Source organism: Delftia sp. 60 (assembly GCF_002754395.1).
GTDB lineage: Bacteria > Pseudomonadota > Gammaproteobacteria > Burkholderiales > Burkholderiaceae_C > Comamonas > Comamonas acidovorans.
On the sequence record NZ_PEFD01000001.1, the window covers coordinates 122,106 to 146,925 of the forward strand.

General features: G+C 68.7%; 27 protein-coding genes. 13 read left to right on the forward strand and 14 right to left on the reverse strand.

The window, feature by feature from the left end:
• Window positions 1-3: 3 nt before the first annotated feature.
• Window positions 4-885, reverse strand: coding sequence for a branched-chain amino acid ABC transporter permease (locus tag CLV01_RS00525; RefSeq protein ID WP_013799949.1), 882 nt, complete (start codon window positions 883-885; stop codon window positions 4-6).
• Entirely contained in the window at window positions 882-1,766 is an 885-nt protein-coding gene (locus CLV01_RS00530) for an ABC transporter ATP-binding protein (RefSeq protein WP_013799950.1), read from the reverse strand. Before CLV01_RS00530 ends, CLV01_RS00525 begins: the two co-directional genes overlap by 4 nt.
• A gap of 130 nt (window positions 1,767-1,896) precedes the next feature.
• Here CLV01_RS00530 and CLV01_RS00535 point away from each other — a divergent pair, with 130 nt between their 5' ends.
• Complete coding sequence (locus CLV01_RS00535) at window positions 1,897-2,667, forward strand: TetR/AcrR family transcriptional regulator (RefSeq protein ID WP_047217534.1); 771 nt, start codon at window positions 1,897-1,899, stop codon at window positions 2,665-2,667.
• 26 nt (window positions 2,668-2,693) lie between these two features.
• Here the strand turns inward: CLV01_RS00535 and cueR are convergent, their stop codons facing one another.
• Both cueR and CLV01_RS00545 read right to left on the reverse strand, forming a co-directional pair.
• Window positions 2,694-3,128 carry a Cu(I)-responsive transcriptional regulator gene (gene cueR, locus CLV01_RS00540; RefSeq protein WP_012201974.1) on the reverse strand — a complete coding sequence of 145 codons (435 nt, stop codon included), beginning with the start codon at window positions 3,126-3,128 and terminating at the stop codon, window positions 2,694-2,696.
• A 44-nt stretch (window positions 3,129-3,172) separates the two neighbouring features.
• On the reverse strand, window positions 3,173-3,367 hold the full coding sequence (locus tag CLV01_RS00545; RefSeq protein ID WP_012201975.1) for a heavy-metal-associated domain-containing protein: 195 nt from the start codon (window positions 3,365-3,367) through the stop codon (window positions 3,173-3,175).
• A 300-nt stretch (window positions 3,368-3,667) separates the two neighbouring features.
• Between CLV01_RS00545 and CLV01_RS00550 the strand changes: the two genes are divergently transcribed.
• The gene (locus tag CLV01_RS00550) at window positions 3,668-5,362 is read left to right on the forward strand and encodes a methyl-accepting chemotaxis protein (RefSeq protein ID WP_034397522.1); all 1,695 of its coding nucleotides are present in this window, start codon (window positions 3,668-3,670) and stop codon (window positions 5,360-5,362) included.
• Between the two features lie 105 nt (window positions 5,363-5,467).
• Here the strand turns inward: CLV01_RS00550 and CLV01_RS00555 are convergent, their stop codons facing one another.
• The 6 genes from CLV01_RS00555 to CLV01_RS00580 form a co-directional block, all read right to left on the reverse strand.
• Window positions 5,468-6,586 (reverse strand): alkene reductase, encoded by a 1,119-nt coding sequence (locus CLV01_RS00555; RefSeq protein WP_099732603.1) that lies wholly within the window; start codon window positions 6,584-6,586, stop codon window positions 5,468-5,470.
• Window positions 6,587-6,667: 81 nt separating this feature from the next.
• Window positions 6,668-7,249 (reverse strand): NADPH-dependent FMN reductase, encoded by a 582-nt coding sequence (locus tag CLV01_RS00560; RefSeq protein WP_096914497.1) that lies wholly within the window; start codon window positions 7,247-7,249, stop codon window positions 6,668-6,670.
• Window positions 7,250-7,253: 4 nt separating this feature from the next.
• Complete coding sequence (locus CLV01_RS00565; RefSeq protein ID WP_099732602.1) at window positions 7,254-8,228, reverse strand: tripartite tricarboxylate transporter substrate binding protein; 975 nt, start codon at window positions 8,226-8,228, stop codon at window positions 7,254-7,256.
• 73 nt (window positions 8,229-8,301) lie between these two features.
• Entirely contained in the window at window positions 8,302-8,853 is a 552-nt protein-coding gene (locus CLV01_RS00570; RefSeq protein ID WP_065344965.1) for a VOC family protein, read from the reverse strand.
• A 12-nt stretch (window positions 8,854-8,865) separates the two neighbouring features.
• A complete protein-coding gene (locus CLV01_RS00575) occupies window positions 8,866-9,252 on the reverse strand; it encodes an NIPSNAP family protein (RefSeq protein ID WP_063327853.1) in 387 nt (128 codons plus the stop codon).
• A gap of 13 nt (window positions 9,253-9,265) precedes the next feature.
• Window positions 9,266-9,997 (reverse strand): SDR family NAD(P)-dependent oxidoreductase, encoded by a 732-nt coding sequence (locus tag CLV01_RS00580; protein ID WP_231574354.1) that lies wholly within the window; start codon window positions 9,995-9,997, stop codon window positions 9,266-9,268.
• 138 nt (window positions 9,998-10,135) lie between these two features.
• Here CLV01_RS00580 and CLV01_RS00585 point away from each other — a divergent pair, with 138 nt between their 5' ends.
• Window positions 10,136-10,909 carry an IclR family transcriptional regulator gene (locus CLV01_RS00585; RefSeq protein ID WP_012201983.1) on the forward strand — a complete coding sequence of 258 codons (774 nt, stop codon included), beginning with the start codon at window positions 10,136-10,138 and terminating at the stop codon, window positions 10,907-10,909.
• A gap of 60 nt (window positions 10,910-10,969) precedes the next feature.
• On the opposite strand, the gene gstA is transcribed toward CLV01_RS00585, so the two are convergent.
• Complete coding sequence (gene gstA, locus CLV01_RS00590) at window positions 10,970-11,578, reverse strand: glutathione transferase GstA (protein ID WP_013799958.1); 609 nt, start codon at window positions 11,576-11,578, stop codon at window positions 10,970-10,972.
• Between the two features lie 95 nt (window positions 11,579-11,673).
• On the reverse strand, window positions 11,674-12,261 hold the full coding sequence (locus CLV01_RS00595) for an NADPH-dependent FMN reductase (protein ID WP_099732601.1): 588 nt from the start codon (window positions 12,259-12,261) through the stop codon (window positions 11,674-11,676).
• 303 nt (window positions 12,262-12,564) lie between these two features.
• Here CLV01_RS00595 and mnmG point away from each other — a divergent pair, with 303 nt between their 5' ends.
• The 10 genes from mnmG to CLV01_RS00645 all read left to right on the forward strand — a co-directional run bounded on the left by mnmG (window position 12,565) and on the right by CLV01_RS00645 (window position 23,095).
• Window positions 12,565-14,544, forward strand: a complete 1,980-nt coding sequence (gene mnmG / locus CLV01_RS00600) for a tRNA uridine-5-carboxymethylaminomethyl(34) synthesis enzyme MnmG (RefSeq protein WP_012201986.1) — start codon at window positions 12,565-12,567, stop codon at window positions 14,542-14,544.
• A complete protein-coding gene (gene rsmG / locus CLV01_RS00605) occupies window positions 14,541-15,200 on the forward strand; it encodes a 16S rRNA (guanine(527)-N(7))-methyltransferase RsmG (RefSeq protein ID WP_099732600.1) in 660 nt (219 codons plus the stop codon). Before mnmG ends, rsmG begins: the two co-directional genes overlap by 4 nt.
• Window positions 15,201-15,306: 106 nt before the next feature.
• Window positions 15,307-15,921: a LysE family transporter gene (locus CLV01_RS00610; protein WP_012201988.1), complete on the forward strand. Its 615-nt coding sequence runs from the start codon at window positions 15,307-15,309 to the stop codon at window positions 15,919-15,921.
• 13 nt (window positions 15,922-15,934) lie between these two features.
• The gene (locus tag CLV01_RS00615) at window positions 15,935-16,705 is read left to right on the forward strand and encodes a ParA family protein (RefSeq protein WP_034397528.1); all 771 of its coding nucleotides are present in this window, start codon (window positions 15,935-15,937) and stop codon (window positions 16,703-16,705) included.
• A gap of 2 nt (window positions 16,706-16,707) precedes the next feature.
• Window positions 16,708-17,286, forward strand: a complete 579-nt coding sequence (locus tag CLV01_RS00620; protein WP_071953952.1) for an RBBP9/YdeN family alpha/beta hydrolase — start codon at window positions 16,708-16,710, stop codon at window positions 17,284-17,286.
• Between the two features lie 13 nt (window positions 17,287-17,299).
• Window positions 17,300-18,235, forward strand: coding sequence for a ParB/RepB/Spo0J family partition protein (locus tag CLV01_RS00625; RefSeq protein ID WP_013799965.1), 936 nt, complete (start codon window positions 17,300-17,302; stop codon window positions 18,233-18,235).
• 196 nt (window positions 18,236-18,431) lie between these two features.
• A complete protein-coding gene (locus tag CLV01_RS00630) occupies window positions 18,432-19,466 on the forward strand; it encodes a peptidoglycan-binding domain-containing protein (protein WP_013799966.1) in 1,035 nt (344 codons plus the stop codon).
• A 173-nt stretch (window positions 19,467-19,639) separates the two neighbouring features.
• Entirely contained in the window at window positions 19,640-20,461 is an 822-nt protein-coding gene (locus CLV01_RS00635) for a methyltransferase type 12 (RefSeq protein ID WP_065344962.1), read from the forward strand.
• Between the two features lie 334 nt (window positions 20,462-20,795).
• Entirely contained in the window at window positions 20,796-21,698 is a 903-nt protein-coding gene (locus tag CLV01_RS00640; protein WP_180288346.1) for a hypothetical protein, read from the forward strand.
• Window positions 21,617-23,095 (forward strand): IPTL-CTERM sorting domain-containing protein, encoded by a 1,479-nt coding sequence (locus CLV01_RS00645; protein WP_218968172.1) that lies wholly within the window; start codon window positions 21,617-21,619, stop codon window positions 23,093-23,095. Before CLV01_RS00640 ends, CLV01_RS00645 begins: the two co-directional genes overlap by 82 nt.
• Before the next feature lie 16 nt (window positions 23,096-23,111).
• On the opposite strand, the gene sorU is transcribed toward CLV01_RS00645, so the two are convergent.
• Both sorU and sorT read right to left on the reverse strand, forming a co-directional pair.
• Window positions 23,112-23,459 (reverse strand): SorU family sulfite dehydrogenase c-type cytochrome subunit, encoded by a 348-nt coding sequence (gene sorU / locus CLV01_RS00650; protein ID WP_099732598.1) that lies wholly within the window; start codon window positions 23,457-23,459, stop codon window positions 23,112-23,114.
• 96 nt (window positions 23,460-23,555) lie between these two features.
• Window positions 23,556-24,803, reverse strand: a complete 1,248-nt coding sequence (gene sorT / locus CLV01_RS00655; protein ID WP_099735021.1) for a SorT family sulfite dehydrogenase catalytic subunit — start codon at window positions 24,801-24,803, stop codon at window positions 23,556-23,558.
• Window positions 24,804-24,820: the final 17 nt, after the last annotated feature.

Sequence of the window (24,820 nt, forward strand, 5' to 3'; positions counted from 1 at the left end):
TGTCTAGAGCCGCTCGATCTCGTGCGTGCCGAACAGGCCGTAGGGCCTGAGCATGAGCACCACGACCAGCACGATGAAGGTGGCCAGCAGCTTGTACTCGCCGCCCAGGTAGGCGCCGGCCAGCGCCTCCACCAGGCCGATGAACAGGCCGCCGACCAGGGCGCCCAGCACGCTGTCCAGCCCGCCCACGATGACGACCACCAACACCGACAGGCCGAACACGCCCATGCTCGACGAGATGCCGCCGATGGAGCCGACGATGATTCCCGAGACCGCCGCGATCATGGCCGACACCACCCAGGCCAGCGAGAACACGCGCGGCACGTTGATGCCCACCGAATAGGCCGCTGCCTGGTCGCTGGCCGTGGCGCGCAGGGCTACGCCGCCACGCCAGTAGCGGAACACCAGCAGCACGGCCGCGATGAAGACCACGGCCACAGCTGCGCCCCAGGCCACCTTGGGCGCGAGAAAGGCCTCGCCGATCATCACGGGCTGCGTGGGCATGAACTCGGGCAGGCGGCGCTGGTCGGCCGTCCAGATCAGCTCCACCAGGCCCACCAGCACCGAGGCCAGGCCCACGGTGACCATGAACACCGAGATCGGCGGCTCGCCCAGCAGCGGCCGGATCATCGTGCGCTCGATCAGCGCGCCCAGCAGCCCCGTGCCCAGCACGGCGGCGGGAATGGCCAGCCACAGCGGCAGCGCGAACATGGCCGCGAAGGTGAAGAACAGGTAGGCGCCCACCATCAGCAGCTCGCCGATGGCGATGTTGACCACGCGCGTGGCCTTGTAGACCACCACGAAGGCCAGCGCGGCCAGCGCATACAGGCCGCCTGCGGCCAGGCCCGTGAGGGCGATCTCGAACAGGTAGGCCCAGTCCATCATGCGGCCCTCTGCGCCATGGCGGGCAGGTGCCCGACGGGCGCTGGCCGTTCGGCCGCGCCGCGCAGCCGCTGGCGCAGCTCGCCCACGTCGCCCGCGCCCAGGTAGGCGCGGTTTACCTCGGGATCGGCCTGCACCACGGCGGGCGTGCCCTGGGCGATGACCTGGCCGAAGTTGAGCACCACCACATGGTCGGACAGGTCCATGACCATGCCCATGTCGTGCTCCACCATGAGCACGGTCACGCCCCATTCGGCGCGCACGTCGAGGATGAAGCGCGCCATGTCCTCGGTCTCCTCGCGGTTCATGCCGGCCACGGGCTCGTCCAGCATCAGGATGCGCGGCTGCATGGCCAGGGCGCGCGCCATCTCCACGCGCTTTTGCAGTCCGTAGGACAGGGCGGCCACAGGCGCATGGCGGATGTGGTCTATCTCCAGGAAATCGATGATGCGCTCCTCGATGTCGCGGCGCAGCTCGGCCTCTTCGCGGCGCGCGCGGCCCAGGTAGAGGAGGGCATCGAGCACGTTGGTGCGCAGGTGGGCGTGGCGGCCCAGCTTGATGTTGTCCAGCACCGTCATTCCCCGGAACAGCGCAATGTTCTGGAAGCTGCGCCCCAGGCCCAGCCGCGCGCGGCGCGGCGCCGGCATGCGCGTGATGTCCTCGCCCTGGAAGCGGATGGAGCCGCCCGTGGGCCGGTAAAAGCCCGAGATGGTGTTGAACAGCGACGTCTTGCCCGCGCCGTTGGGGCCGATCACCGCCGTGATCGAGCCGGGCTGCACATCGAAGCCCACGCCCGACAGCGCCTTCACGCCGCCAAAGGCGAGCGTGACGCCATCGACCTGCAGCAAGGGGGCGGGCGGGCCGCCGTCGGGGTGTGTCTCCATGGCGCTCTCGTGCGTTGGTTCGTCGAGCCGGGCAGGAGCCTACTGATGCGTAGGCTGTTTACTTTGGAGTAGATTCTGGTTGTCGCCCTCCGCATGCAGCATCGGTGATTTCCCCGGTGCACCCGCCGCCATGAAGCCATCGAGCCCTGAAACCAAGACCCGACCCAGCCCCAGCCCCGGAACCCGCGCCGGCAAAGGCCGTGCAGCGGCCGTCGTGGACTCGCCCTGGAGCGGCACGCCCGACCGCGAGCAGCAGCGCGAGGCCAAGCGCCAGGCCGTGCTGCAGGCCGCCGCGCAACTGTTCAACGAGCGCGGCTTCTCCGCCACCTCGCTGGACGACATCGCCGCACGGCTGGGCGTGAGCAAGCCCACGCTGTACTACTACGTCAAGAACAAGGACGAGATCCTGCTGCAGTGCGTGAACCAGGGCCTGGCCATGACGCTGGAAGGCATCGAGGCCTCGCGCCGCGCGGGCGGCCAGGCCGTGGACCAGCTGCGCGCCTGCATGCAGGTCTATGCGCGCATCGTCACCATGGACTTCGGCATGTGCCTGATCCGTGTCGGCGACGAACAGGTCCCCCCAGACAGCCGCCGCGAACTGCGCCGCCAGAAGGCCGCCATAGACCAGGCCTTCCGCCGCCTGGTGGCCGCCGGCGTGCAGGAGGGCTCCCTGGCCCCCTGCGACCCCAAGATGACGGCCTTCGTGATTGCCGGCGCGCTCAGCTGGATAGGCCGCTGGTACCAGCCTGGCGGCCAGTACTCGGCCGAGGAAGTGGCGCAGCAGTGCATTGATACCTTGATGGGGGGTGTGCTGCGGCGGGCGGATGTTCTCGATACGCCCAAGTTATCCAAGCCACCCAAGGTGGGCAAGCCTGCAAAGCGTGCGAAGGCGGGCGGCTGAAGCGCCGTTCCCTGCCGTGAGCCACGCTACGGTGCCGCACTCTCCTGCGCCGCCAGATCATCCAATATCGGGCAGTCCGGCCGGTCGTCGCCGTGGCAGCAGTGCACCAGGGTCTTGAGCGTGCGCTGCATGGCCTGCATGGCGGCGATGCGCTCGGTCAGTTCGTCGATGTGGCGCTGGGCGATGGCCTTGACCTGGCTGCTGGCGCGGCTCTTGTCCTGCCACAGGCCGAGCAGGGTGGCGATCTCGTCCATGGAAAAACCGAGGTCGCGCCCCCGGCGGATGAAGCGCAGGGCGTGCACGTCGGCCTCGGCGTACTGGCGGTAGCCGCCGTCCGTGCGGTGCATGGGCGGCAGCAGGCCCTGGGCTTCGTAGTGGCGCACCATGCGCGCCGAGACACCGGCGCGGCGCGCGGCCTCGCCGATGGAGACGGGCCAGTGCTGTGCGGGGTGGGCGGACATGGTGCGTGCCTTTCGGATGCCTTCGGGTGTCTTTGAGGTGTCTCTCAGGCGACCTTGTAGCCTTCTTCGGCAATGGCGGCGCCCAGTGCCTCGCGGCTGGCGCTGCTGTCGACTTCCACGCGCTGGGCTGCGCGATCGATTTTTACCTGGGCCTGGTCATCCACGCCCTGCACGGCCTGGGTGACGGCGCGTTCGCAGTGGCCGCAGGTCATGCCCTGCACGGTGAAAACATGTTGCATCTCTCGCTCCTGGTTGGGGCGCGCCGAAGTGGCGCAAGCCATGGACGGCATGTTGAACCCTGACACCATGGCAAGGTCAAGCGTCTGGCTGGACAAGGGTTGATTTGGCCCAATTCGATGTGAGCCGGCCGACTCAATGATCCGCTGCAATGGCCGATAGATCGAAAAGAGCCGTGAATAGGCAAAAACCGTCATAGGCCATTGGCGATCATCTGACAAACTGCAACAATTTGTATTTACGTTGGCGCTATGCATTTGGAGACCGTGCGGGCGCCTTGACTGACAGAGAGGAAAACGGTCATGAACTTGTTGGGAATGATGCGGGCTTTCACGATCCGCACGCGGATGCTGGGTGCCATCGCCATGGTGCTGGTACTGCTGGGTCTGCTGGGCGGAGCCGGGATGCTGGGCATGTTCCGCATCCATGGCATGAGTCAGCAGTTCATGCATACCTCGTACGCCAAGATGGGCTACATGGTGGAGTTGCGCGCCGAGCTGGGTGCCGTGCGCGCCCATGAAAAGGACATGATCATCCAGTACGAGCGTGCCGAAGAGGTGCGCAAGGCCCACACCCAGTGGCTGGCCGCCATCGACCGCGTGAAATCCGTGGCCGAGCGCTTTCTGAAGGACGAGGACCCGGCCGACGATGCCATCGTCAGCGGCATCTCCGAGCGCGTGGACCGCTACCGCCAGCAGTTCGAGCACATTGCGCGGCAGCTGGAGGCCGGTGGCTATGACACGGCGACCACGGCCAACCGCATGAGCGGCAAGGCCATGGCCGAGGTGGCCGAGGTCGAAAAGCTCATCGCACAGCTCGACCAGCTGCTGCGCCAGCAGGTCGATGCCATGGCCGCGGAGGAGCAGGGCGTGGCCGAGCAGACGCAGTGGATCTTCGTCGCCGCCGTGGTGCTCACGGTGCTGGTGGTGGTGCCGCTGACGCTGATGAACATGCTGTCCATCTGCCGCCCCCTGGTGCAGGCGCGCCAGACGGCGCTGACCATCGCCCAGGGCGACCTGTCGCAGAGCGTGAAGGTGGAGGGCAAGGATGAGGTGGCCGATCTGCAGCGCGCGCTGGACCAGATGCAGCAGAGCCTGGGCTCCATGGTGACCCAGGTGCGCGACGCCAGCGGCAACATCGCCACGGCCAGCCAGGAGATCGCCACGGGCAACCAGGACCTGTCCTCGCGCACCGAGCAGACGGCCAGCAATGTGCAGGAGACCGTGGCCTCGCTGTCCCAGCTCACGGCCACGGTGCAGCAGACGGCATCGTCCTCGCAGCTGGCCAACCAGCTGGCGGCATCGGCCTCGACCACGGCCACGCGCGGTGGCGACGTGGTGGCCCAGGCGGTGGTGAGCATGCAGGAGATCACGACCTCCAGCCGCAAGATCGGCGACATCATCGGCCTGATCGACTCCATCGCCTTCCAGACCAACATCCTGGCGCTGAACGCCGCCGTGGAAGCGGCGCGCGCCGGCGAGCAGGGCCGCGGCTTTGCCGTGGTGGCGGCCGAGGTGCGATCCCTGGCCCAGCGCTCGGCCCAGGCGGCCAGCGAGATCAAGGCGCTGATCCAGACCAGCGTGCAGGCCGTGGACGTGGGCGTGCGCCAGGTGGAGGATGCTGGCAAGACCATGAAGGAGATCGTGGACAGCGTGCAGCGCGTGGGCGACATCATTGGCGAGATCACGGCGGCTTCCAGCGAGCAGTCGGGCGGCATCGGCCAGGTCAACCAGGCCGTGGGCGACATCGACCGCATGACGCAGCAGAACGCAGCCCTGGTCGAGGAATCGGCCGCCGCTGCCGAGTCGCTGCGCGAGCAGGCCGCGCGCCTGGCGCAGGTGGTGGGCCAGTTCCGCATTGCCGGTGCGGCCGTGGCGTCCATGGGCTCGCATGCTTCCTATGGCCGTCCCGGCCAGGGCAAGCCCGGCCTGGCCCCGGCTGCCGGCCGCGCCCCGCTGGCTTCGGCCCGCGAGACCCAGTTGCTGGAACACGCCTGAGAAGGCAGGGGCCAGCGGCCCTGTTTCACGTGACCCCGTGAATCGCGCGAACGAAAAAAGCCCGCAGGCCATGCCTGCGGGCTTTTTGCTTTGCAGCGCCGCAAATCAGGCCTGGCGCGCGAACGGGTAGTCGGTATAGCCCTCGGCGCCGCCGCCGTAGAACAGGCTGGAGTTCCAGGGGTTCAGCGGCAGGTCGTCGCGCAGGCGGTGGACCAGGTCGGGGTTGGAGATGAAGGCCTTGCCGAAGGCCACGATATCGGCGTGGCCGCTTTCCACGGCGCGCAGCGCCATGTCGCGGTCATAGCCGTTGTTGACCATCCAGGCGCCCTGGCCCCCGGCCTCGCGGTAGGCGGATTTGAGCGCCGCGTAGTCGAAGGGCCGGTCGGGCAATTCACGCGGGCCGCCGGTGGAGCCTTCGATGATGTGGATGTAGGCCAGGCCCAGCGGCGCCAGCTGGCGCACCACGTATTCGAACAGCGGCTGGGGGTCGGCATCGGCGATGTCGTTGGCCGGCGTCACGGGCGACAGGCGGATGCCCACGCGGCCGCCGCCCACGGCATCGGCGGCGGCGCGCGTGCATTCGAGCAGCAGGCGGGCGCGGTTCTCGATGCTGCCGCCGTAGTCGTCATCGCGCTGGTTGGCGCCGGTCTTGAGGAACTGGTCCAGCAGATAGCCGTTGGCGCCGTGCAGCTCCACGCCGTCGAAGCCGGCCGTCTCCACGGCATTGCGCGCGGCCACGGCGAAGCTGTGGACGATGGCGGGGAGCTCCTGCTGGGCGAGCGCGCGCGGCGCGGAGGTGGGCACGAACTGGCCCTTGCCCGAGTCCTCGTCGATCACATAGGTCTTGGATCTGGCCGCCACCGGGGACGGCCCCACGGGCGCCTGGCCTTCGGGCTGCAGCGAGGTGTGCGAGACGCGGCCCACATGCCACAGCTGGGTGACGATGCGCCCGCCGGCCTTGTGCACGGCGTCGGTCACGCGCTTCCAGCCGTCGAGCTGCTCGCTGCCGTACAGGCCCGGCACATGGGCATAGCCCTGGCCCTGGTGGCTGATGGCCGTGCCTTCGCTGATCAGCAGGCCGGCGCTGGCGCGCTGGGCGTAGTAGGTGACCATGATGTCGTTGGGCAGGGCCTGGGGTGCGCGGTTGCGCGTCAGCGGCGCCATGGCGATGCGGTTGGGCAGGCGCAGCTCGCCGGCCTGTATGGGTTCGAACAGAGAGGTCATGCAACGGGGCTTTCTGTGCGTGAAGCAAAAGCGCCACCCGTGCGGGCGGCGCGGCGTACGGCACAGATTACGCCCATGGAATCAATCGTGCAGGCCAGGGATTTGCGCGCTGTCGTGCAGGCGACGGTGCTGTGCCACGAGTCGCCCCAGCGCCTGCATCTGCGCCGTCACGAAGCTGCGCGTGGCGGTATCGGTGCACAGGCCCTGGCTGTCGAATTTCTGCGCCGCCTGGCCCACGAACACCTCGGGCCGGGCCAGCACGTCGGCTTCCATGCACTGCAATACCTTGCGCAGTTCGTACTGCACGCGCGCCCCGCCCAGCGGGCCGGGCGAGGCCGAGACAAGGGCCACGGGCTTGTGCCGAAAGGGTTGGTCGTCGCCACGCGAGATCCAGTCCAGCGCATTCTTGAACATGCCTGGAATGGAGAAGTTGTACTCGGGCGTGGCCAGCACCACGGCGTCGGCGCGGCGGATGCGCTCGCGCAACTGGTGCACGGATTCGGGCATGCCCGTGGCCAGCAGGTCGGCATCCAGCGGCGGCAGCGCGCGCCAGTCGCAGACCTGCATCGTGGCCTGGGGTGGCAGGCATTCGCCCGCCAGCTCCAGCAGCATGCGGTTCAGTGAATGGCGGCGCAGGCTGCCGCACAGGCCGATGATGTCCATGGCGTCAGGCCTGCAGCGGAATGCCGACCTGCTGGATGACGCCGCGCCAGCGCGCGATCTCGGCGCCCACCATGCCACGCATCTCCTCGGGGCTGCAGGGCGTGGCCGCGCTGCCGGCGCTGGCCAGGGCCTGGAGCAGGTCGGGCTCCTTCAGGGCCTTGTGGGCTTCGGCGGCCAGCCTTTGCACCACGTCGGCGGGCGTGCCTGCGGGCGCGGCCAGGCCCAGCCAGGAGCGCACCTCGAAGCCGGGCAGCACGGCCGAGGCCGGCGGCACCTCGGGCAGGGTGGGCCAGGCCTGGGCGCTGGTGACGGCCAGGGCGCGCAGCCGGCCCGACTTGATGTGCGGCATGGCCACGGTCAGCGTGTCGCTGAGCACGTCCACATCGCCCGCTATCACGGCCTGCACGGGTGCGCCGCCGCCCCGGTAGGGCACGTGCAGCAGCTGTACCTTGGCCGTGGAGCCCAGCAGCTCGCCGGCCATGTGCTGGGTGGAGCCCACGCCCACCGAGGTGAAGGTGATGCGGCCCGGTTCCTTGCGCGCCATGGCCAGCAGATCGGCCAGGGTCCTGGCGGGATGCTCGGCGCGCACGGCCACCACGAAGGGAAAGGACGAGACGGTGGAGACAAAGGCGAAGTCCTTGACCGCGTCGTAGGGCAGCGATTTGCGCAGCGCGGCCGACACGGTGTGCGCGCCCGTGAGCATGACCAGGCTGTAGCCGTCCGGCACCGCCTTGGCCACGAAGTTGCTGGCAATGGAGCCGCCCGCGCCGCTCTTGATCTCCACCACCACGGGCTGCCTGAGCGATTCCTGCAGCTTCTGTGCCACGAGCCGGGCCACCACGTCGGCGTTGCCGCCCGCGCCAAAGCCGTGGATCAATTGAATGGGCCGGTTGGGAAAACCGCCCTGGGCCCGGGCCGTGGGCAGGGCGAGTGAGGCGGCGCCTGCAAGCAGGGCCGTGCGTCGGGTGATGGCAGTCATGTCATGTCTCCTTTTTTTGTATTGCACGCTGTGGCTGTGTCCAGTGGCTTGGCTGGCCTCGCTGGCGTTGCGGCTAGCGGTCCGCGCGTGCGTAGCCGGTCTGGGCGCCGTAGAGCTTTTCGCGCTGCGACCAGTCGCGGGTCTCGTTCCACAGGGCCAGCACCTGCATGGCCTCCTGCTCGAAGACCTGGTGGCGCGCCGCGTCGGCCGTGCGTGCGGTCAGCTCCAGGCGGTGGCCCGAAGGGTCGAAGAAGTAGATCGAGGTGATGAAGTCGTCGTGGTTGGTGGGGCCCACCACGTCAATGCCCCGGTCCAGCAGGTCCTGCCGGGCGCGCAGCACGGTGTCCACGTCGGCGACCTCGAAGGCGAAGTGCTGTATCCAGCCCGGCGACTCCATGTCCTTCATCTGGCCCGGGTCCCTGGGGCACTCGAAGAAGGCGATGGAGCTGCCGTCCTCCATCTCGAAAAAGATGTGGATGTGCGGGCTGTACTGGCCCGTGGAGGGCACATGGTCCTCGCCCATGGCGTGGGTGAAGCGCAGGCCCAGCACCTCGGTATAGAAGCGCACGGTCTCGGCCGCGTCCTTGCAGCGGTAGGCGGCGTGGTGAAGCTTTTTGCACAGCATGGATGTCTCCTGTCAGTCGGTGGAAAGGGGGCCGGAAGTGGACGCGGGGCCTGTGGCGCCGTGGAGCGGCTCCTGGCAGCCGCTCCACTGGGGCTGGAAGAAGGGGGCCGGGACCAGGAACTTCGATTCCTGGCTTTGCAGCAGCGGCAGCATGCGCGCGACATAGGCCTGCCAGCGTGGCTCGGCCAGCAGGCGGGCGCGGCGCTCGGCGCGCTCGTTCAGGTCCGTATAGGCCCACAGGTGGACGATCTGGTTGAGCGGCCCCGAGTCGCTGGTGTAGTAGCCGACCATGCGGCCCAGAATGCGCTGCTGCAGCTCCAGGCCCTCGGCCTGGTAGAGCGCCAGGTAGTCCCGCCATTTGCCGGGGTGGGCGGTGTAGGTGCGTTGTTCGACGAGCATGCCGTGCCTTCTTTCAACCGAGGCTGTGGCCGCCGTCGATCACGATGCGCGTGCCCGTGGCCGTGCGCAGATGCGTGGCGCAGGCGAGGATGGCCTGCGCCACATCGCCGGGCTCGACCACGCGGCCCAGCGGCGTGTGCGCGGCCTTTTTCTCCAGCTCCTGGCGGCTGCGGCCCCCCACGAAGCCCGTGTCCACGGCGGCGGGCGAGACGCAGAGAAAGCGCACCGGGCCGAAGGCGCGCGCCATGGACACCGTCAGCGTGTCCAGCGCGGCCTTGGCGGCGCAATAGGCCATGTTGCTGCCCAGGCCCGTGAAGGCGGAGACCGAGGACACGTTGACCACGGCGGCGTCCTGCGAGGCGCGCAGCAGCGGCAGCAGGGCCCGCGTCACGGCATAGGTGCCGCCCACGTTGGCGCACAGGATGCGATTGAACAGCGCGGGCTCCAGCGCATCGATCTGCGCGTGCGCGATGCGCTCGGTGAAGCCCGCGCAGTTGACCAGCAGGTCCACCCGGCCCAGGTGCTGCTGCAGCCACTGGGCGGCGGTGGCGTGGCTGGCCTCGTCTTGCAGCGACAGCTGCAGCGTGTGGTGGCTGCCCGGCAGTTCCTCGCGCAGCGCCTGGGCGCGGTCGCGGCCCTGGTGGTAGCCGATCACGACGGTGGCGCCCTCGCGGGCCAGGGCCCGCGCCGTGGCGGCGCCTATGCCGCTGCTGGCGCCGGTGACGACGGCGATTCTGTCTTGCAATGGCGGATGGGAGAGTTGCATCATTCGGAAATCCGTGGCGCCCGGCCTTGCCGTGCCCTGGCCGGGCCGTGGTTGATCGGCCATTCCGATTGTTTTCAAATCGCCCGGCGGCGCCACTCAGTTGTCCGATAAACGAACATGACCTCATCGTCCGATGCCGGCTCCCTCAAGCGGGGCGTGGCCTTTCTCAAGCTGCTGGCGACCGGGGGCGTGCGCGGTTGCCCGCTCAGCGAACTGGCCGAAAAATCCGGCGTGCCCCACCCTTCGGCCCACCGCATCCTCAAGCAGCTGATTGCCGAGCGCCTGGTGGTGCACGACGCCCAGACCCACCGCTACCGGCTGGGGCCGCTGGCCTTCGAGCTGGGCCTGGCCGGGTCGATGCTGCACGACATACGCGACCTGTGCGAGCCGGCCATGGCGGCGCTGTCACGTGAAACCGAGGACACGGCCTACCTGGTGGTGCGCAGCGGATTCGAGGCCGTGTGCCTGCACCGGCTCGAAGGCGACTTCCCCATACGCACGCTGGTGCTGCAGGTCGGCAGCCGGCGCCCGCTGGGCGTGGGCGCAGGGGGGCTGGCCGTGCTGGCCGCCATTGCGCCCGAGGAGCGCGAGGCCATCATCGAGCGAGTGGCGCCCGCCCTGCCGGCCTTTGGCAAGCTCACCGATGCGGGACTGCGCCTGGCCTGCGAGGAAACGGCCCGCGCAGGCGTGGCCGTGATACAGAACCGCGTGAGCCTGGGCGTGACGGCCGTGGGCGCGCATTTTTGCGACAGCATGGGCCAGGCCATGGGGGCGGTCAGCGTGGCCGCGCTGACCCAGCGCATGACGGCGGCGCGCGTGCGGCGCATCGCCCAGCAGGTGCGCGCTGCGGCGGCCCAGATAGAGCAGCGCATCCGCACGCGCAAAAGATAAGGGGCCGGCTGGTTCACACCAGCCGGCCCCTTGTGCCGCCGAGCCCGGGCTCGGCGCTGCTTACTTGAGCAGGCCTTCGGCCTTCATCGCGGCCTGCACGGCAGGGCGGGCCAGCACGCGCTCGCGGTAGGCCAGGAGGTTGGTCAGCTCGGAGATGTCCACGCCCACGAACTGGGCCCAGCCCGTCACGGTGAACAGGTAGGCGTCGGCCACGGTGAACTGCTCGCCCATCAGGTAGTCGCGGCCATTGAGCTCGCCGTCCACCCACTTGAGGCGGTCCAGCACGCGCTGGCGCACCACGGGCTTGTAGTCGTCGGGCGTGGCGGGGTTGAACAGGGGGCCGAAGCCCTTGTGCAGCTCGGTGCCGATGAAGTTCAGCCACTCCTGAAGGTGGTAGCGGGCCATGGTGCCGTTGGCAGGCGCCAGCTTCTTCTCGGGGACCAGATCGGCCAGGTACTGGACGATGGCCGGGCCTTCATGCAGCGTGTCGCCGTCGTCGAGCACGAGGAAGGGAACATAGCCCAGCGGGTTGATGCCGTAGTAGTCCGTGCCGTCCTGCAGCTTGTGCGTCTTGGTGCTGGCCAGGACCGGCTCGTAGGCCAGCCCTGCCTCGTGCAGGACGATGTGGGGAGACAGAGAGCAGGCGCCAGGGCTGTAGTAGAGCTTCATGGTGGATGGCTTCCGATCAGGGTAAGAAAGACAAGCGCCCATGCTAACCCCATGTGCAGGGGCTGCGCATGATGGGACCGCGCTGGCGGCAGGGTTCAGGCCGACAGGCGCTGTGCAGCCCAGAGCACCTGTTCCAGCACGGCCTTCATGCCCAGCTGGTCCTGGGGCCGCTGCAGGCGGCCGGCTTCGTCGAATGCCTGGCCTGCCTGGCCCACGGCGTGGCTCACGGGGGCCAGCCAGCACTGCAGGTTCAGCAGAAGCGGCGCCAGGTGCGACTGGGCGCGCAGGCCGCCCAGGCCGCCGGGCGAGGCGCTGGCCATGCCCACGACCTTGCCGCGAAAGGGCAGGGTGCCATCGGACCAGACCGGATCACCGGCCACAGGGCTGGAAGCCCAGTCGATGGCGTTCTTGAGCAGGGCAGGGTAGCTGCCGTTGTATTCGGGCGAGCAGATCAGCCAGGCCGGGTGGCTGTGCAGCGCGGCCTTGAAGCGCAGCACGTCGGGCGGCGTGCCGCTGGCCTCCAGGTCGGCGTTATACATGGGGATGTCGAAATCCGACAGCTCCAGCAGCGTGGGCTGGGCGCCCAGTTCGCGCGCCATGTCGGCGGCGGCGGCGGCCAGGCGCCGGTTGTGCGATTGTTGGCGGGTACTGCCCGCGAAGATGAGGATCTGCATGGCCGCCATTGCATCACAGGCCCTGCACATGTTTCTTGCAAGCGGGCCGCCCTGCGGGTGGCGGCGCGCAGCATCCTGCGGTGCACGCGCTGTGTCCGCCGCACTGTTTCACGTGGAACACCGGCACAGTGCCGGCCCGGTGGCGGGGCCGGCCGACCCCTTGCAAGGCATTGGTGCGGCAAAGGTGGGAAAATCGCGGGTTCCCCGCTGGGTTCCCCTCGCTACATGAACGAGGGCCACCTGCCATGAGCGCCGGAGCGTGAGTGCTCCGTGTCGGGGGCTTGGGCCGGGCAGGCCCCCGGAGTGATAAGCATGTTGTACCCACAGGAATTTGATGTGATCGTGGTCGGTGGCGGCCACGCCGGCACCGAGGCCGCGCTGGCCGCTGCGCGCATGGGCTGCAGGACGCTGCTGCTGAGCCACAACATCGAGACCCTGGGCCAGATGAGCTGCAATCCCAGCATCGGCGGGATCGGCAAGGGGCATCTGGTCAAGGAAGTGGATGCGCTGGGCGGCGCCATGGCGCTGGCCACCGATATCGGCGGCATACAGTTCCGCATCCTCAACAGCTCCAAGGGCCCGGCCGTGCGTGCCACGCGCGCCCAGGCCGACCGCATTCTCTACAAGGCCGCCATCCGCGACATGCTGGAGAACCAGCCCAACCTGTGGCTGTTCCAGCAGGCGGTGGATGACCTCATGGTCGAGGGCGACCGCGTGGTGGGCGCCGTCACCCAGGTCGGCGTGCGCTTTCGCAGCCGCACCGTGGTGCTCACGGCGGGCACGTTCCTGGACGGCAAGATCCACGTGGGCCTGAACAACTACGCGGCAGGCCGCGCGGGCGATCCGCCAGCCGTCAGCCTGTCGTCGCGGCTCAAGGAGCTGCAGCTGCCCCAGGGGCGCCTGAAGACCGGCACGCCGCCGCGCCTGGATGGCCGCAGCATCGATTTCTCGCAGTGCGAGGAGCAGCCCGGCGACGGCATGCCCGGTGGTGTCAACGAAGGCGTGCTGCCCGTGTTCAGCTTCATCGGCAATGCGGCCATGCACCCGCGCCAGATGCCTTGCTGGATCACCCACACCAACGAGCGCACGCACGACATCATCCGCAGCGGCTTTGACCGCAGCCCCATGTTCACGGGCAAGATCGAGGGCGTGGGCCCGCGCTACTGCCCCAGCGTCGAGGACAAGATCAACCGCTTTGCCGACAAGGAAAGCCACCAGATCTTCCTGGAGCCCGAAGGCCTGACCACCAACGAGTTCTATCCCAACGGCATCTCCACCAGCCTGCCCTTCGACATCCAGTACGAACTGGTGCGCAGCATGAAGGGGCTGGAGAACGCGCACATCCTGCGCCCCGGCTACGCCATCGAGTACGACTACTTCGATCCGCGCTCGCTCAAGAGCAGCTTCGAGACGCGCCAGATCCAGGGCCTGTTCTTCGCCGGCCAGATCAACGGCACGACGGGCTACGAGGAGGCGGCGGCCCAGGGCCTGTTCGCCGGCCTCAACGCCGCGCTGCAGTGCCGCGGCCAGGAAGCCTGGCTGCCGCGCCGCGACGAGGCCTATCTGGGCGTGCTGGTCGATGACCTGATCACCAAGGGCGTGACCGAGCCCTACCGCATGTTCACCAGCCGCGCCGAGTTCCGGCTGCAGCTGCGCGAGGACAACGCCGACATGCGCCTGACCGAAGCTGGCCGCGCCATGGGCCTGGTGGACGATGCGCGCTGGGATGCCTTCAGCCGCAAGCGCGATGCTGTTTCACGTGAAACAGAGCGCCTGAAGTCCACCTGGGTCAATCCGCGCATCGTCACGCCCGAGGAGTCGGAGCGGGTGCTGGGCAAGTCCATCGAGCGCGAGTACAACCTGTTCGACCTGCTGCGCCGGCCCGATGTGGGCTACGGCAAGCTGATGAGCCTGAACGAGGGCCGCTATGCCTCGGCCGATGTGCAGCCCGACGTGCTGGGCGATCTCAGCGCCTCCGTGGTCGAGCAGGTGGAAATCGCGGCCAAGTACGCGGGCTACATCGACCGCCAGAAGGACGAGGTGCAGCGCGCCGCCCACTTCGAGAACCTGCGCCTGCCGGCCGAGCTGGACTACATGCAGGTGCCGGCCCTGTCCTTCGAGGTGCGCCAGTCGCTGCAAAAGCACAGGCCCGAGACGCTGGGCCAGGCGTCGCGCATGTCGGGCGTGACGCCGGCGGCGATCTCGCTGCTGATGGTGCACCTGAAGAAGGGCGGCTTCCGCGGCTTTGCACCGGATGTGACTGACGCGAAGGGCGAGGAGGCATCCGCATGAGCCAGGAACTGCGCGCTCCGCTCGAAGCCGGCCTGCAGGCGCTGGGGCTGGACCTCACCCCCGCCCAGATCGATACGCTGATGGAATTCCAGGCCCTGCTGGGCAAGTGGAACAAGGTCTACAACCTCACGGCCGTGCGTGATCCGCAGGAGATGATGACCCACCACCTGCTCGACAGCCTGGCTGCCGTGCCGGCGCTGCAGCGCCATCTGGCACAGATGCCTGCGCGCGAAGGCCGCACCGCCATGCTGGACGTGGGCTCGGGCGGCGGCCTGCCCGGCGTGGTCTTTGCCATCTGCTGCCCGCAGATCGACGTGCACTGCGTGGACACGGTGGGCAAGAAGGCCGCATTCATCCAGCAGGCAGCGGCCACGCTGCGCCTGTCCAACCTGCGCGGCATCCACAGCCGCGTGGAGCAGCTGACCACGCGCTATCCGCTGATCAGCTGCCGTGCGTTTGCCTCGCTGGCGGACTTCACCAGCTGGTCGCGCCAGGCGCTGGAGGAGGGCGGCACCTGGCTGGCCATGAAGGGCAAGCACCCCGACGATGAAATCGCCGCGCTGCCCGCCGACGTGCAGGTGTTTCACGTGGAACCATTGAAGGTGCCGGGCCTGGATGCCGAGCGCTGCATCCTCTGGCTGCGCGTTTGCGCCTGATTTTTTTACCGAATGGCACACTGCCGCGTTGCGGCGGGGCCATGTTCCACATGCGCTGGCCATGGCCCTCGCATAAACTCCCAGCTTTCATCGCTCAGGGGTCAGCATGTTCGGCATCTCCGATTTCAGCGCATTCGTTGTTGCCATTCTTCTGTTTTTGCTGATTCCGGGGCCGGGCAATCTGGCGCTGATCACCTCCACCGGCAAGGGCGGCATACGTGCCGGAATGGCGGCCTGCGCCGGCGTGCTGGCGGCTGACCAGGTGCTGATCTGGATGGCCGTGGCGGGCGTGGCCGCGCTGCTGGCCTCCTATCCCACGGCCTTCCATGCCGTGCAATGGCTGGGCGCCGCCTACCTGGGCTGGCTGGGTTTCAGGATGCTCACCGCCAAGCCCGGCGACAAGCCCGTGCTGCACATCGAGCCGCGCCACTACTTTCGCCAGGCCGGCCTGATCACCCTGATGAACCCCAAGTCCATCGTGTTCTACATGGCCTTCTTCCCGCTGTTCGTGGATCCCGCAAGCCACCAGGGCCTGCTCACGTTCGCGGTGATGGCGGCCACGGTGGCCGCTCTGACCTTTCTCTATTGCCTGATCGTGGTGCTGCTGACCGCGCATCTGGCCGAGCGCATGCGCGCCAATCCTGCGGTTTCCCGGGTTCTCGAAAAGACTGCGGGCGTGTTCCTGATCGGTTTTGGCCTCAAGCTGGCCATCGCCAAATAAGCGTGTAAATACCATGGCCAAAATCTTCTGTGTCGCCAATCAAAAGGGCGGGGTCGGCAAGACCACCACCGCCGTCAACCTTGCAGCGGGCCTGGCCAAGGTCGGCCAGCGCGTGCTGATGATCGACCTGGACCCGCAGGGCAATGCCACCATGGGCTCGGGCGTGGACAAGCGTGCGCTGGAGCTGTCGGTCTATGACGTGCTGCTGGAGAACGCCAGCGTCAAGGAAGCCGCCGTGCGTTCCGATGCCGTGGGCTACGACGTGCTGGGCGCCAACCGCGAACTCAGCGGCGCCGAGATCGAGCTGGTCACCCTGGAGCGCCGCAACGATCGCCTGAAGGGCGCCCTCAAGGCGGTCGATGCCGACTACGACTTCGTGCTGGTGGACTGCCCGCCCAGCCTGTCCATGCTCACCTTGAACGGCCTGTGCGCGGCCCATGGCGTGGTCGTGCCCATGCAGTGCGAGTACTTCGCGCTCGAAGGCCTGACCGACCTGGTCAACACGATCAAGCAGGTGCACGCCAACATGAACCCCGACCTGCAGATCATCGGCCTGCTGCGCGTGATGTTCGATCCGCGCACCACGCTGCAGCAGCAGGTCAGCGACCAGCTCAAGGAGCACTTCGGCGACAAGGTGTTCGACACCGTCATCCCGCGCAACGTGCGCCTGGCTGAGGCGCCCAGCTATGGCGTGCCCGGCGTGGTCTTCGACCCGGGCGCCAAGGGCAGCAAGGCCTTCATCGATTTCGCGCACGAGATGGTGCGCCGCATCAAGAAGATGTAGCCATGCAAGGTTCACATGAAGCGGCAGGGCAGGGCGTGCCGACCGGGTGGGCCGCCGAGGACGTCTGGCTGCTGCCCGGCTGGCAGAACTCGGACGCCGATCACTGGCAAAGCCGCTGGGAGCAGCGCCACGGCTACCGCCGCCTGGAGCAAAACGACTGGGACCGCCCGCTGCGCGGCGACTGGAGCGCCAGGCTGCAGGAGACGGTGCTCGACGCGCCGCGCCCCGTGGTGCTGGTGGCGCACAGCCTGGGCTGCATCCTTGTGGCCTGGTGGGCAGCGCATTCGCCGCTGGCTGCCCGCAAGGTGCGCGGCGCGCTGCTGGTGGCCCCCGGCGATACCGAGCAGCCCCAGCTGCGCGAGCAACTGCCCGGCTGGTCGCCCGTGATGATGCAGCGCCTGCCGTTTGCCTCCATCGTGGTCGGCAGCGACAACGACATTTACTGCAGCGCCCAGCGCGTGCAAGCCATGGCCGATGCCTGGGGCGCACGCTTCGTCGACGCAGGGCCTTCGGGCCATCTCAACACGGCCAGCGGGCTGGGCGACTGGGACAGCGGACACGCGCTGCTGGCATCGCTTTGACAAGGACAACACCATGGTGACCAAGAAACCCAAGGGACTGGGACGCGGGCTGGAAGCCCTGCTCGGACCCAAGGTCCACGACAAGGAAGAGGGCGGCGGCCCGGTGGCCGAGACCGGCCTGCCCAGCATCCTGCAGCTCGACGTCATGGTGCCCGGCCAGTACCAGCCGCGCACCCACATGGACGAGGGCGCGCTCTACGAGCTGGCCGAAAGCATCAAGGCCCAGGGCATCATGCAGCCCATCCTGGTGCGCCGCCTGGCCAAGGGCGACCACGCCGGCAAGTACGAAATCATCGCGGGCGAGCGGCGCTTCCGTGCGGCCCGCATCGCCGGCCTGGCCGAGGTGCCGGTGCTGGTGCGCGAGGTGCCCGACGAGGCCGCCGCCGCGATGGCGCTGATCGAGAACATCCAGCGCGAGGACCTCAACCCGCTGGAAGAGGCCCAGGGCCTGTCGCGCCTGGTCAAGGAGTTCGGCCTCACGCACGAGCAGGCGGCCCAGGCCGTAGGACGCTCGCGCAGCGCGGCCACCAACATCCTGCGCCTGCTCAACCTGGCCGACCCGGTGCAGACCATGCTCATGGCCGGCGACATCGACATGGGCCATGCGCGCGCCCTGCTGTCGCTGGACCGCGCGGCCCAGATCACGGCCGGCAACCAGATCGCGGCCAAGAAGCTGTCGGTGCGCGAGGCCGAGGCCCTGGTCAAGAAGATCGGCGCCGACTTCAGCCTGGTGCGCCAGAAGTCCAAGAAGGACGGCAAGTCGCGCGACATCAAGCGCGTGGAAGAAGAGCTGTCCGACCTGCTCATGGCCGATGTCGAAGTGCGCATCAAGAAGTCCGTGCGCCGTGGCGGCAAGCTGCAGGAGATGGGCGAAGTGGCGATCCAGTTCGGCTCGCTCGATGCGCTCAACGGGCTGATCGAACGTTTGCGCGGCGATGCACCCGAGTGATGACAACAGCTTGTAACCGTCTGTGATCTGTCGTTCTCCAGCAAAGCAGCGCTTTTTCGCAAGGGTGAATCCCGGTATATTTGCGCGCTGTTATGCGGGGTAATTGTGTGTAATCGCTGACTGGCGACGCTGCCAGTGCGTGGACGCCCATTGCCCTGGCGCTGATTCACCTAGACCAGACCAAGAGGATTACAACGTGAAGAAGTATCTTGCCCTGACTGCCATCGCTGCCGTGGCGCTGACCGGCTGCGTGACCACCGACATGCGCATGGGCTCGCCCGAAGCCAAGACCGTGGCCACGGGCGCCGCAGGCGGTGCCAGCGCCGAGAACGCCAACACCGAGCTGGAGCGTTGCGACTCCTCGCTGGGCACCATCTCCCTGGTCGAGAACCAGACCGCCGGCTGGTACACCATCCTCACCCAGCAGTACCGCCTGCCGCCCACCTCGCAGCTGCTGCGCCTGATGATCCAGCAGTCCAACTGCTTCATCGTCGTGGAACGCGGCGCGGCCGGCATGGGCGCCATGGCGCGTGAACGCGCGCTGATGGACTCGGGCGAAATGCGCGGCGGCAGCAACCTGGGCAAGGGCCAGATGGTGGCCTCCGACTACGGCCTGTCTCCCGAAGTGATCTTCAACCAGAGCGATGCCGGCGGCATGGGCGGCGCCATCGGCGGCCGCGCCGGCGGCATCTTCGGCGCGCTGGCTGCAGCCACCAAGACGCGCGAGGCCTCGGTCATGCTGGCCCTGGTGGACAACCGCTCGGGCGTGCAGGTGTCGGCTTCCGAAGGCTCGTCCTCCAAGACCGACTGGGGCGGCATGGGCGCGCTGTTCGGCGGCTCTGCCGGCGCCTCGCTGGGCGGCTACACACGCACGGCCGAAGGCAAGGTGATCGCCGCCGCCTTCATGGACGCCTACAACCAGATGGTGCGCTCGCTGCGCAACTACAAGGCTCAGACCGTCAAGGGCCAGGGCCTGGGCGGCGGTGGACGCCTGGGCGTGGACGGCGGTGCCGCACCGTCGCAGACATCGGCTCCGGGCGCCAATGCCGCCGGCATGTCGCTGCGCGCCGCGCAGCAAAAGCTCAATGCCCTGGGCTACACCGCAGGCACGCCTGACGGCTCCATGGGCAAGAACACCCAGAACGCCCTGCGCGAGTTCCAGCGCGACCAGAGCCTGCCGCAGACCGGCCGCCTCGACCGTGCCACCTCGCAAGCACTGCAACAGCAATGAGATGCAGCACCCCCTGAGTCGCTTCGCGCCTTCCCCCTCTCCTGCGGGAGGGGGACGACAGCCTCGCTGCGGGGCGGCCCTTGCTCGCTGTCCCTGGTTTGGGGCGTTTCGGGCTCATAGGTCGCGCTCGTTTCATGGGCTGTGGGAGGCGCGTCGCGCAATGAGGCTCTGACATGCGGCGCCTTCCCTGGCCAGCCCCGGCCCTTCTTGCCTGGGCGGGTGCCTGGCTTGTTTACGCCGCGCTGCAATCGACCCTAGGGCCGCTGGCCGCCTGGCTGGCGGCCTGTTTTTTAGGCGTGCTCGCCAGCCTGCTGGCCACGCCCTGGTGGCGGCGCCTGGCCGTGGCTGCGGGCTTTCCGTTGTCCTGCCTGATGCTGTGGGGGCCGGGCGGCCTGGCCGCCATCAGCCCCTGGCTGTGGCTGGCGGCGCTGGGTCTGCTGACCCTGGTCTACCCGCTCAACGCCTGGCGCGATGCGCCGCTGTTCCCCACGCCGACAGATGCGCTGCAAGGCCTGGCCGATGCTGCGCCGCTGCCCGATGGCGCGGCCGTGCTCGATGCCGGTTGCGGCCTGGGCGACGGCCTGCGCGCGCTGCGCGGGCAGTACCCGCAGGCGCGGCTCAACGGCATGGAGTGGAGCTGGCCGCTGCGCTGGCTGTGCGCGCTGCGCTGCCCGTGGGCCCGCGTGCGCCGTGCCGACATCTGGCTGGCCGACTGGAGCGGCTACCAGATGGTCTACCTGTTCCAGCGCCCCGAAAGCATGGGCCGTGCGGCCGTCAAGGCCGCCACGGAGCTGCCTGAGGGCGCCTGGCTGGTCAGCCTGGACTTTGCGCTGCCCGGCGTGGAGCCCTCCTGGCAGCGCCAGGGCCCGGGCCGGCATAGCCTCTGGGTCTACCGCATGCCGCTGGGCGGTGCCGGCGAGGCCGTGGTGCATGTTCCCGAGCCCGAGGAAACGCCCTACGAAAAGGCGCGGCGGGAGCTGCAGCAGCGCCGATGAGAGCCTGTGCCGCTCCAGCCGTGGCGTTGCACGGCCGGGCCAGGCACTGAGTCCGGACGGCGGGCCCACACACTTCGCGCCTTTGTCTTACAGGAGAAAGGCAGGCTCTCCATGCTCCCCGGAATTGACTCTTTGTGTACGTGCGCAAGACTTGCTGTGCCTGCCATCCACAGATGCAGGCCCTGCAAGTCTTGACCCATCTGCTGCGCCAGGCTGCGGTGCAGATGACAAACACAAAGATCGCCAAGATGGATATGGAACTGTCTCGTGCATGCACGGCCCGCAGCCGCATGCGTTCGCCTTCTTCTTCGCTGCCTGTGCCCCTCGGTCCGTGTTGAAAATCCTGGCATGGGGCGTGGCCTTGTGCTGCACCCAGGCGCAGGCCCAAACGGTCACTTCCACCGGCGATGTGGTGCCTGTCCAGGTGCCCAACCCCTCGCCCAGCTGGAATGCGGGCACTACGCTGCACGTCGGCAGTACGGGCACGGGAACGCTCACCATGGACAGCGGAGGCTCAGTGACCCACTCCGGGGTCGGCACCGTGGGCTACGACCTGGGCAGCAATGGCACGGTCACCGTGCGGGGCGCGGGTTCCACGTGGAACGGTTCAAGCAGTCTCGTGATTGGTGGCAGGGGCACAGGCACCTTGAAGGTCGAAGATGGGGGCGTGGTGTCAGGTGTGGTGGGTGCTTTGGGCGATGTCCCTGAAGGCGTGGGCACGGCGACGATCAGTGGAACAGGCTCGGCCTGGCGCAGCACCCAGGATTTCTTCACCAGCTTCAACGGAACGGGCACGGTCACCGTGCGCGATGGTGGTGCGCTGTCTGTGCAGGGGGGCGCCGGGACCATCACCATGGATGCTGACCCGGGCGCCGTCGGAACCCTCCAGGTGGGTGGTGGACCGGCCGACGCCGCCATGGCGCCCGGCGTGGTCGATGCGGCCCGCATCGACTTCCGCCTGGGGACCGGCACCCTGCATTTCAACCACACGGGCGCCAACCTGGGCTTTGCGCTTGCGCTGTCCAGCGTCGATCCCGGCACGCACCGCATCACCCATCAGGCCGGCACGACCACGCTGTCGGCCGACAGCTCCGGTTTCTCGGGCAGCATCGCGGTCTCCGGGGGCGGCTGGTGGTCGCCAATGCGCTGGGCGGCATGGCGTCGGTCACGGGCGGGCAGCTGGATGTCGATGGCACGCAGGGCGGCACCGTCACGGCCAGCGGCTCCGGCGTGGTGACCGGGGCGGGCACGGTCTCTGGCGACCTGGACCAGACCGCCGGCGGCGTGCTGCTGGGCCAGCAAGGCCGCAAGCTCAGCGTTGCAGGCCTGGCCACGCTGGGCGGCGGTGCGGTGGTACAGGCGGGCCTGGGAGCGCCTTCGGCCACGGCCTTGTTCGATGTGAACGGCAATCTCACGCTGGGCGGCACGCTTGGCATCAATGACCTGGGCGGCTTTGGCGCAGGCGTGTACCGGCTGTTCGACTATCGCGGCACGCTGGCCGGGAGCCTGGCCTTCGGCGCGCTGCCGCCAGGCGTGGTGGCGGACAACCTGACCCTGCAGACTTCGGTGCCCGGGCAGGTGAACCTGCTCTCAACGGTCGGCGTGGCCCTGGGCTATTGGGATGGTGGCAATGCCGCGCTCAGGGACAACAACGTGGTCAACGGCGGCACAGGCGTCTGGCGCGCCGATGGCCGCAACTGGACCGGTGCGGGCGGCACGCTCAACGGCCCTTATCAACCCAACCCCACCGTGGCCCGGTTCCAGGGCCTGGCCGGTGTGGTGACGGCGGATGCCGGTGCGGGGGCCATCGGCATTACCGGCATGCAGTTCGATGTCGATGGCTACCGCCTCCAGGGTGCGACCCTGGGATTGCAGGGCGCGGGAGCCAACACGGTCAACGTGGCCAGCGGCGCGACGGCGACGGTGGCATTGGTGCTGTCCGGCCCGGGTGGCCTGGCCAAGGCCGGCACCGGCACGCTGGTGCTGGAAGCTGCCGGCAGCTACGGCGGCGCCACCACGGTCCAGGGCGGCAGTCTGCGTGCCGGCGCTGCCAATGTGCTGACCAGCGTTTCGGCCCATGAGGTGCAGGCTTCGGGCGTGCTGGATCTCGACGGCCTGGCCCAGACCGTGGCCAGCCTGGTGAACGCGGGCACGGTACGCCTTCCCAGGAACGGCGCTCCGGCCGTACCCGGCACCACGCTGAGCGTGACAGGCAACTACAGCGGCGGCGGCGTGCTGGCCATGGCCACGCAACTGGGCAATGAAGCGTCGCCCAGTGACCGCCTGGTGGTGAACGGCAGCGTGACGGCAGGTGCGCCCACGCGCCTGGAAATTGCCAACGCCGCAGGCCTGGGCGCGGCGACCGTGGGCAACGGTATTTTGGTCGTGCAGGTCAATGGTGCGGCATCGCCTGCAGGTGCCTTCGTGCTGGCGGCGCCGCTGCAGGCCGGAGGCTACAGCTACCAGCTGGTGCAGGTGGGCAGCCACTGGTATCTGCAGTCACGCCTGGCGGGCGCCACAGGGGTGCAGCAGATTCCCGCGCTGGGCACGGCGGGCCTGGCAGGCCTGGCCCTGATGCTGGGCGGGCTGGCTGCCTGGCGGCAGCGCCGCCGTCCGGGCGCCGTGCGGGGCTGAGCACGGCGGCCTGCCTCTACTTATTCGCGCTGGCCTTGCTCACATAGAGCGACAGCGCGGCGATATCGGCCTCGCTGAGCGTGGCCTTGAACGAGGGCATGGCGCCTATGCCGTCGCGCAGGGCACGGGCCACGCGCGCGGCGTCGGGCTTGAGCTCGTCGAGCACGGGGCCGATGGCGCCCTCTGCGCCCGCGTCCTTGAGCGTGTGGCACAGCGCGCAGGCGGGCGTGGCCGTGGAGAACAGCTTCTTGCCCAGGGCCATCTGGGCCGCTTCATCGGCCAAGGCGGGGGCGGACAGCAGGGCGCTGCCGAGCAAAGTGCTGCCCAGCAGGGCGGTGTGGATCAGGTGTTTCATCGTGAAAATGGCAATGGGGGTACGGGCCCGCCACGGTCTGGCGCCGTGTGCGGGAAGTGACGGGAGTGAAGAGAAGGGGGGGCGGGATGAGCGCGCGGGCCGTGCTCAGGCCACGGTGACGGTCACGGCGTGGTCGGCCCAGCTGGTGTTGTTGTAGCCACTCTGGTTTTCGCCGCGCGTCTCGGGCTGGACCCGGCCGCGCGCGTCGGTGGCGCGGCTGGCCAGCACATGCGTGCCCTTGGGCAGGCGCGCCTGCAGCACGAACTGGCGCCAGGCGTACTTGCCCAGGTCGGGGCCGACCAGGCGCGCGGCCTGCCAGCTCTTGCCGCCGTCCGTGGACACTTCCACGCCCTTGACGGCATCCATGCCGCCAAAGGCCACGCCGTGGATCTGCACCAGGCCGGCGGCCTGCCCGCCGTCCTCGGGCAGGGGCGAGTTGATCCAGGACTTGACGCTCATCTCCTGCACCGAGGGCTGGCTCGGGTCGCCCTTGCTGCCGGGTGGCGAGATGCGGTAGCCGTGGGACATGATGTGGGCCTCGCTCTCGCGCGGCGTGAAGGCCAGTTGCTTGATGTACTTGATGTTGTTCACGCCCGTGTAGCCGGGCACGATCAGGCGCAGCGGCCCGCCGTGGGCCAGCGGGATGGGCTCGCCGTTCATCTCCCAGGCCAGCAGGGCGTCTTCCAGGGCCGACAGCGGCACCGAGCGCTCGACGATGACGCTCTTGGGGTCCAGCCCCGCAGGCAGCACCTCGCCGCCCGTGCCGGTCATGTAGAGACCGCCGTCTGACACACCGCCCAGGGCCTTGACCACCTCGCGCACGGGCACGCCGCTCCAGACCACGCAGCCGGCCGCACCCACGGTCCAGGCCGTGCCGCTGGGCTTGCTGGGAAAGAAGGCCCGGCCATTGCCCGAGCACTGCAGCACCATGGCCACGGTCTCCAGTCCCAGGGACTTGAGCTCGCGCACGCTGAGGCTGCGGGGCTGGCACACGCCCTCCACCTGCAGCTGCCAGGCATCGCGGTCGGCCACGATGGATTCGGGCGGCGTGGGCAGGTTGTTGCGCACATAGAGCTGGTCGCTGGGCGTGATCACGCTGGTGCCGAAGGCGCCGCGCCGCGTCTCTATGGTGGTGGAGCTGTGGACGATGAGGGCATCGGCCTTCTTCCAGCCCGCGTAGCCGGGCAGGGGCTTGGTGGCCGGTGCTGCCGCAGCTGTCGGTGCCTGGGCCTGGGCTTGGGCCAGTGCGCCCTGGTGCAGGCCGGCCAGGCCAGCTGCGGCCAGCGCGCTGGCGCTGCCGGCCAGCAGGCTGCGGCGCGCGGGGGAAGTGGGCGATGTCGGCAAGTGGTTCATGGTTGTCTCCTCGTGGT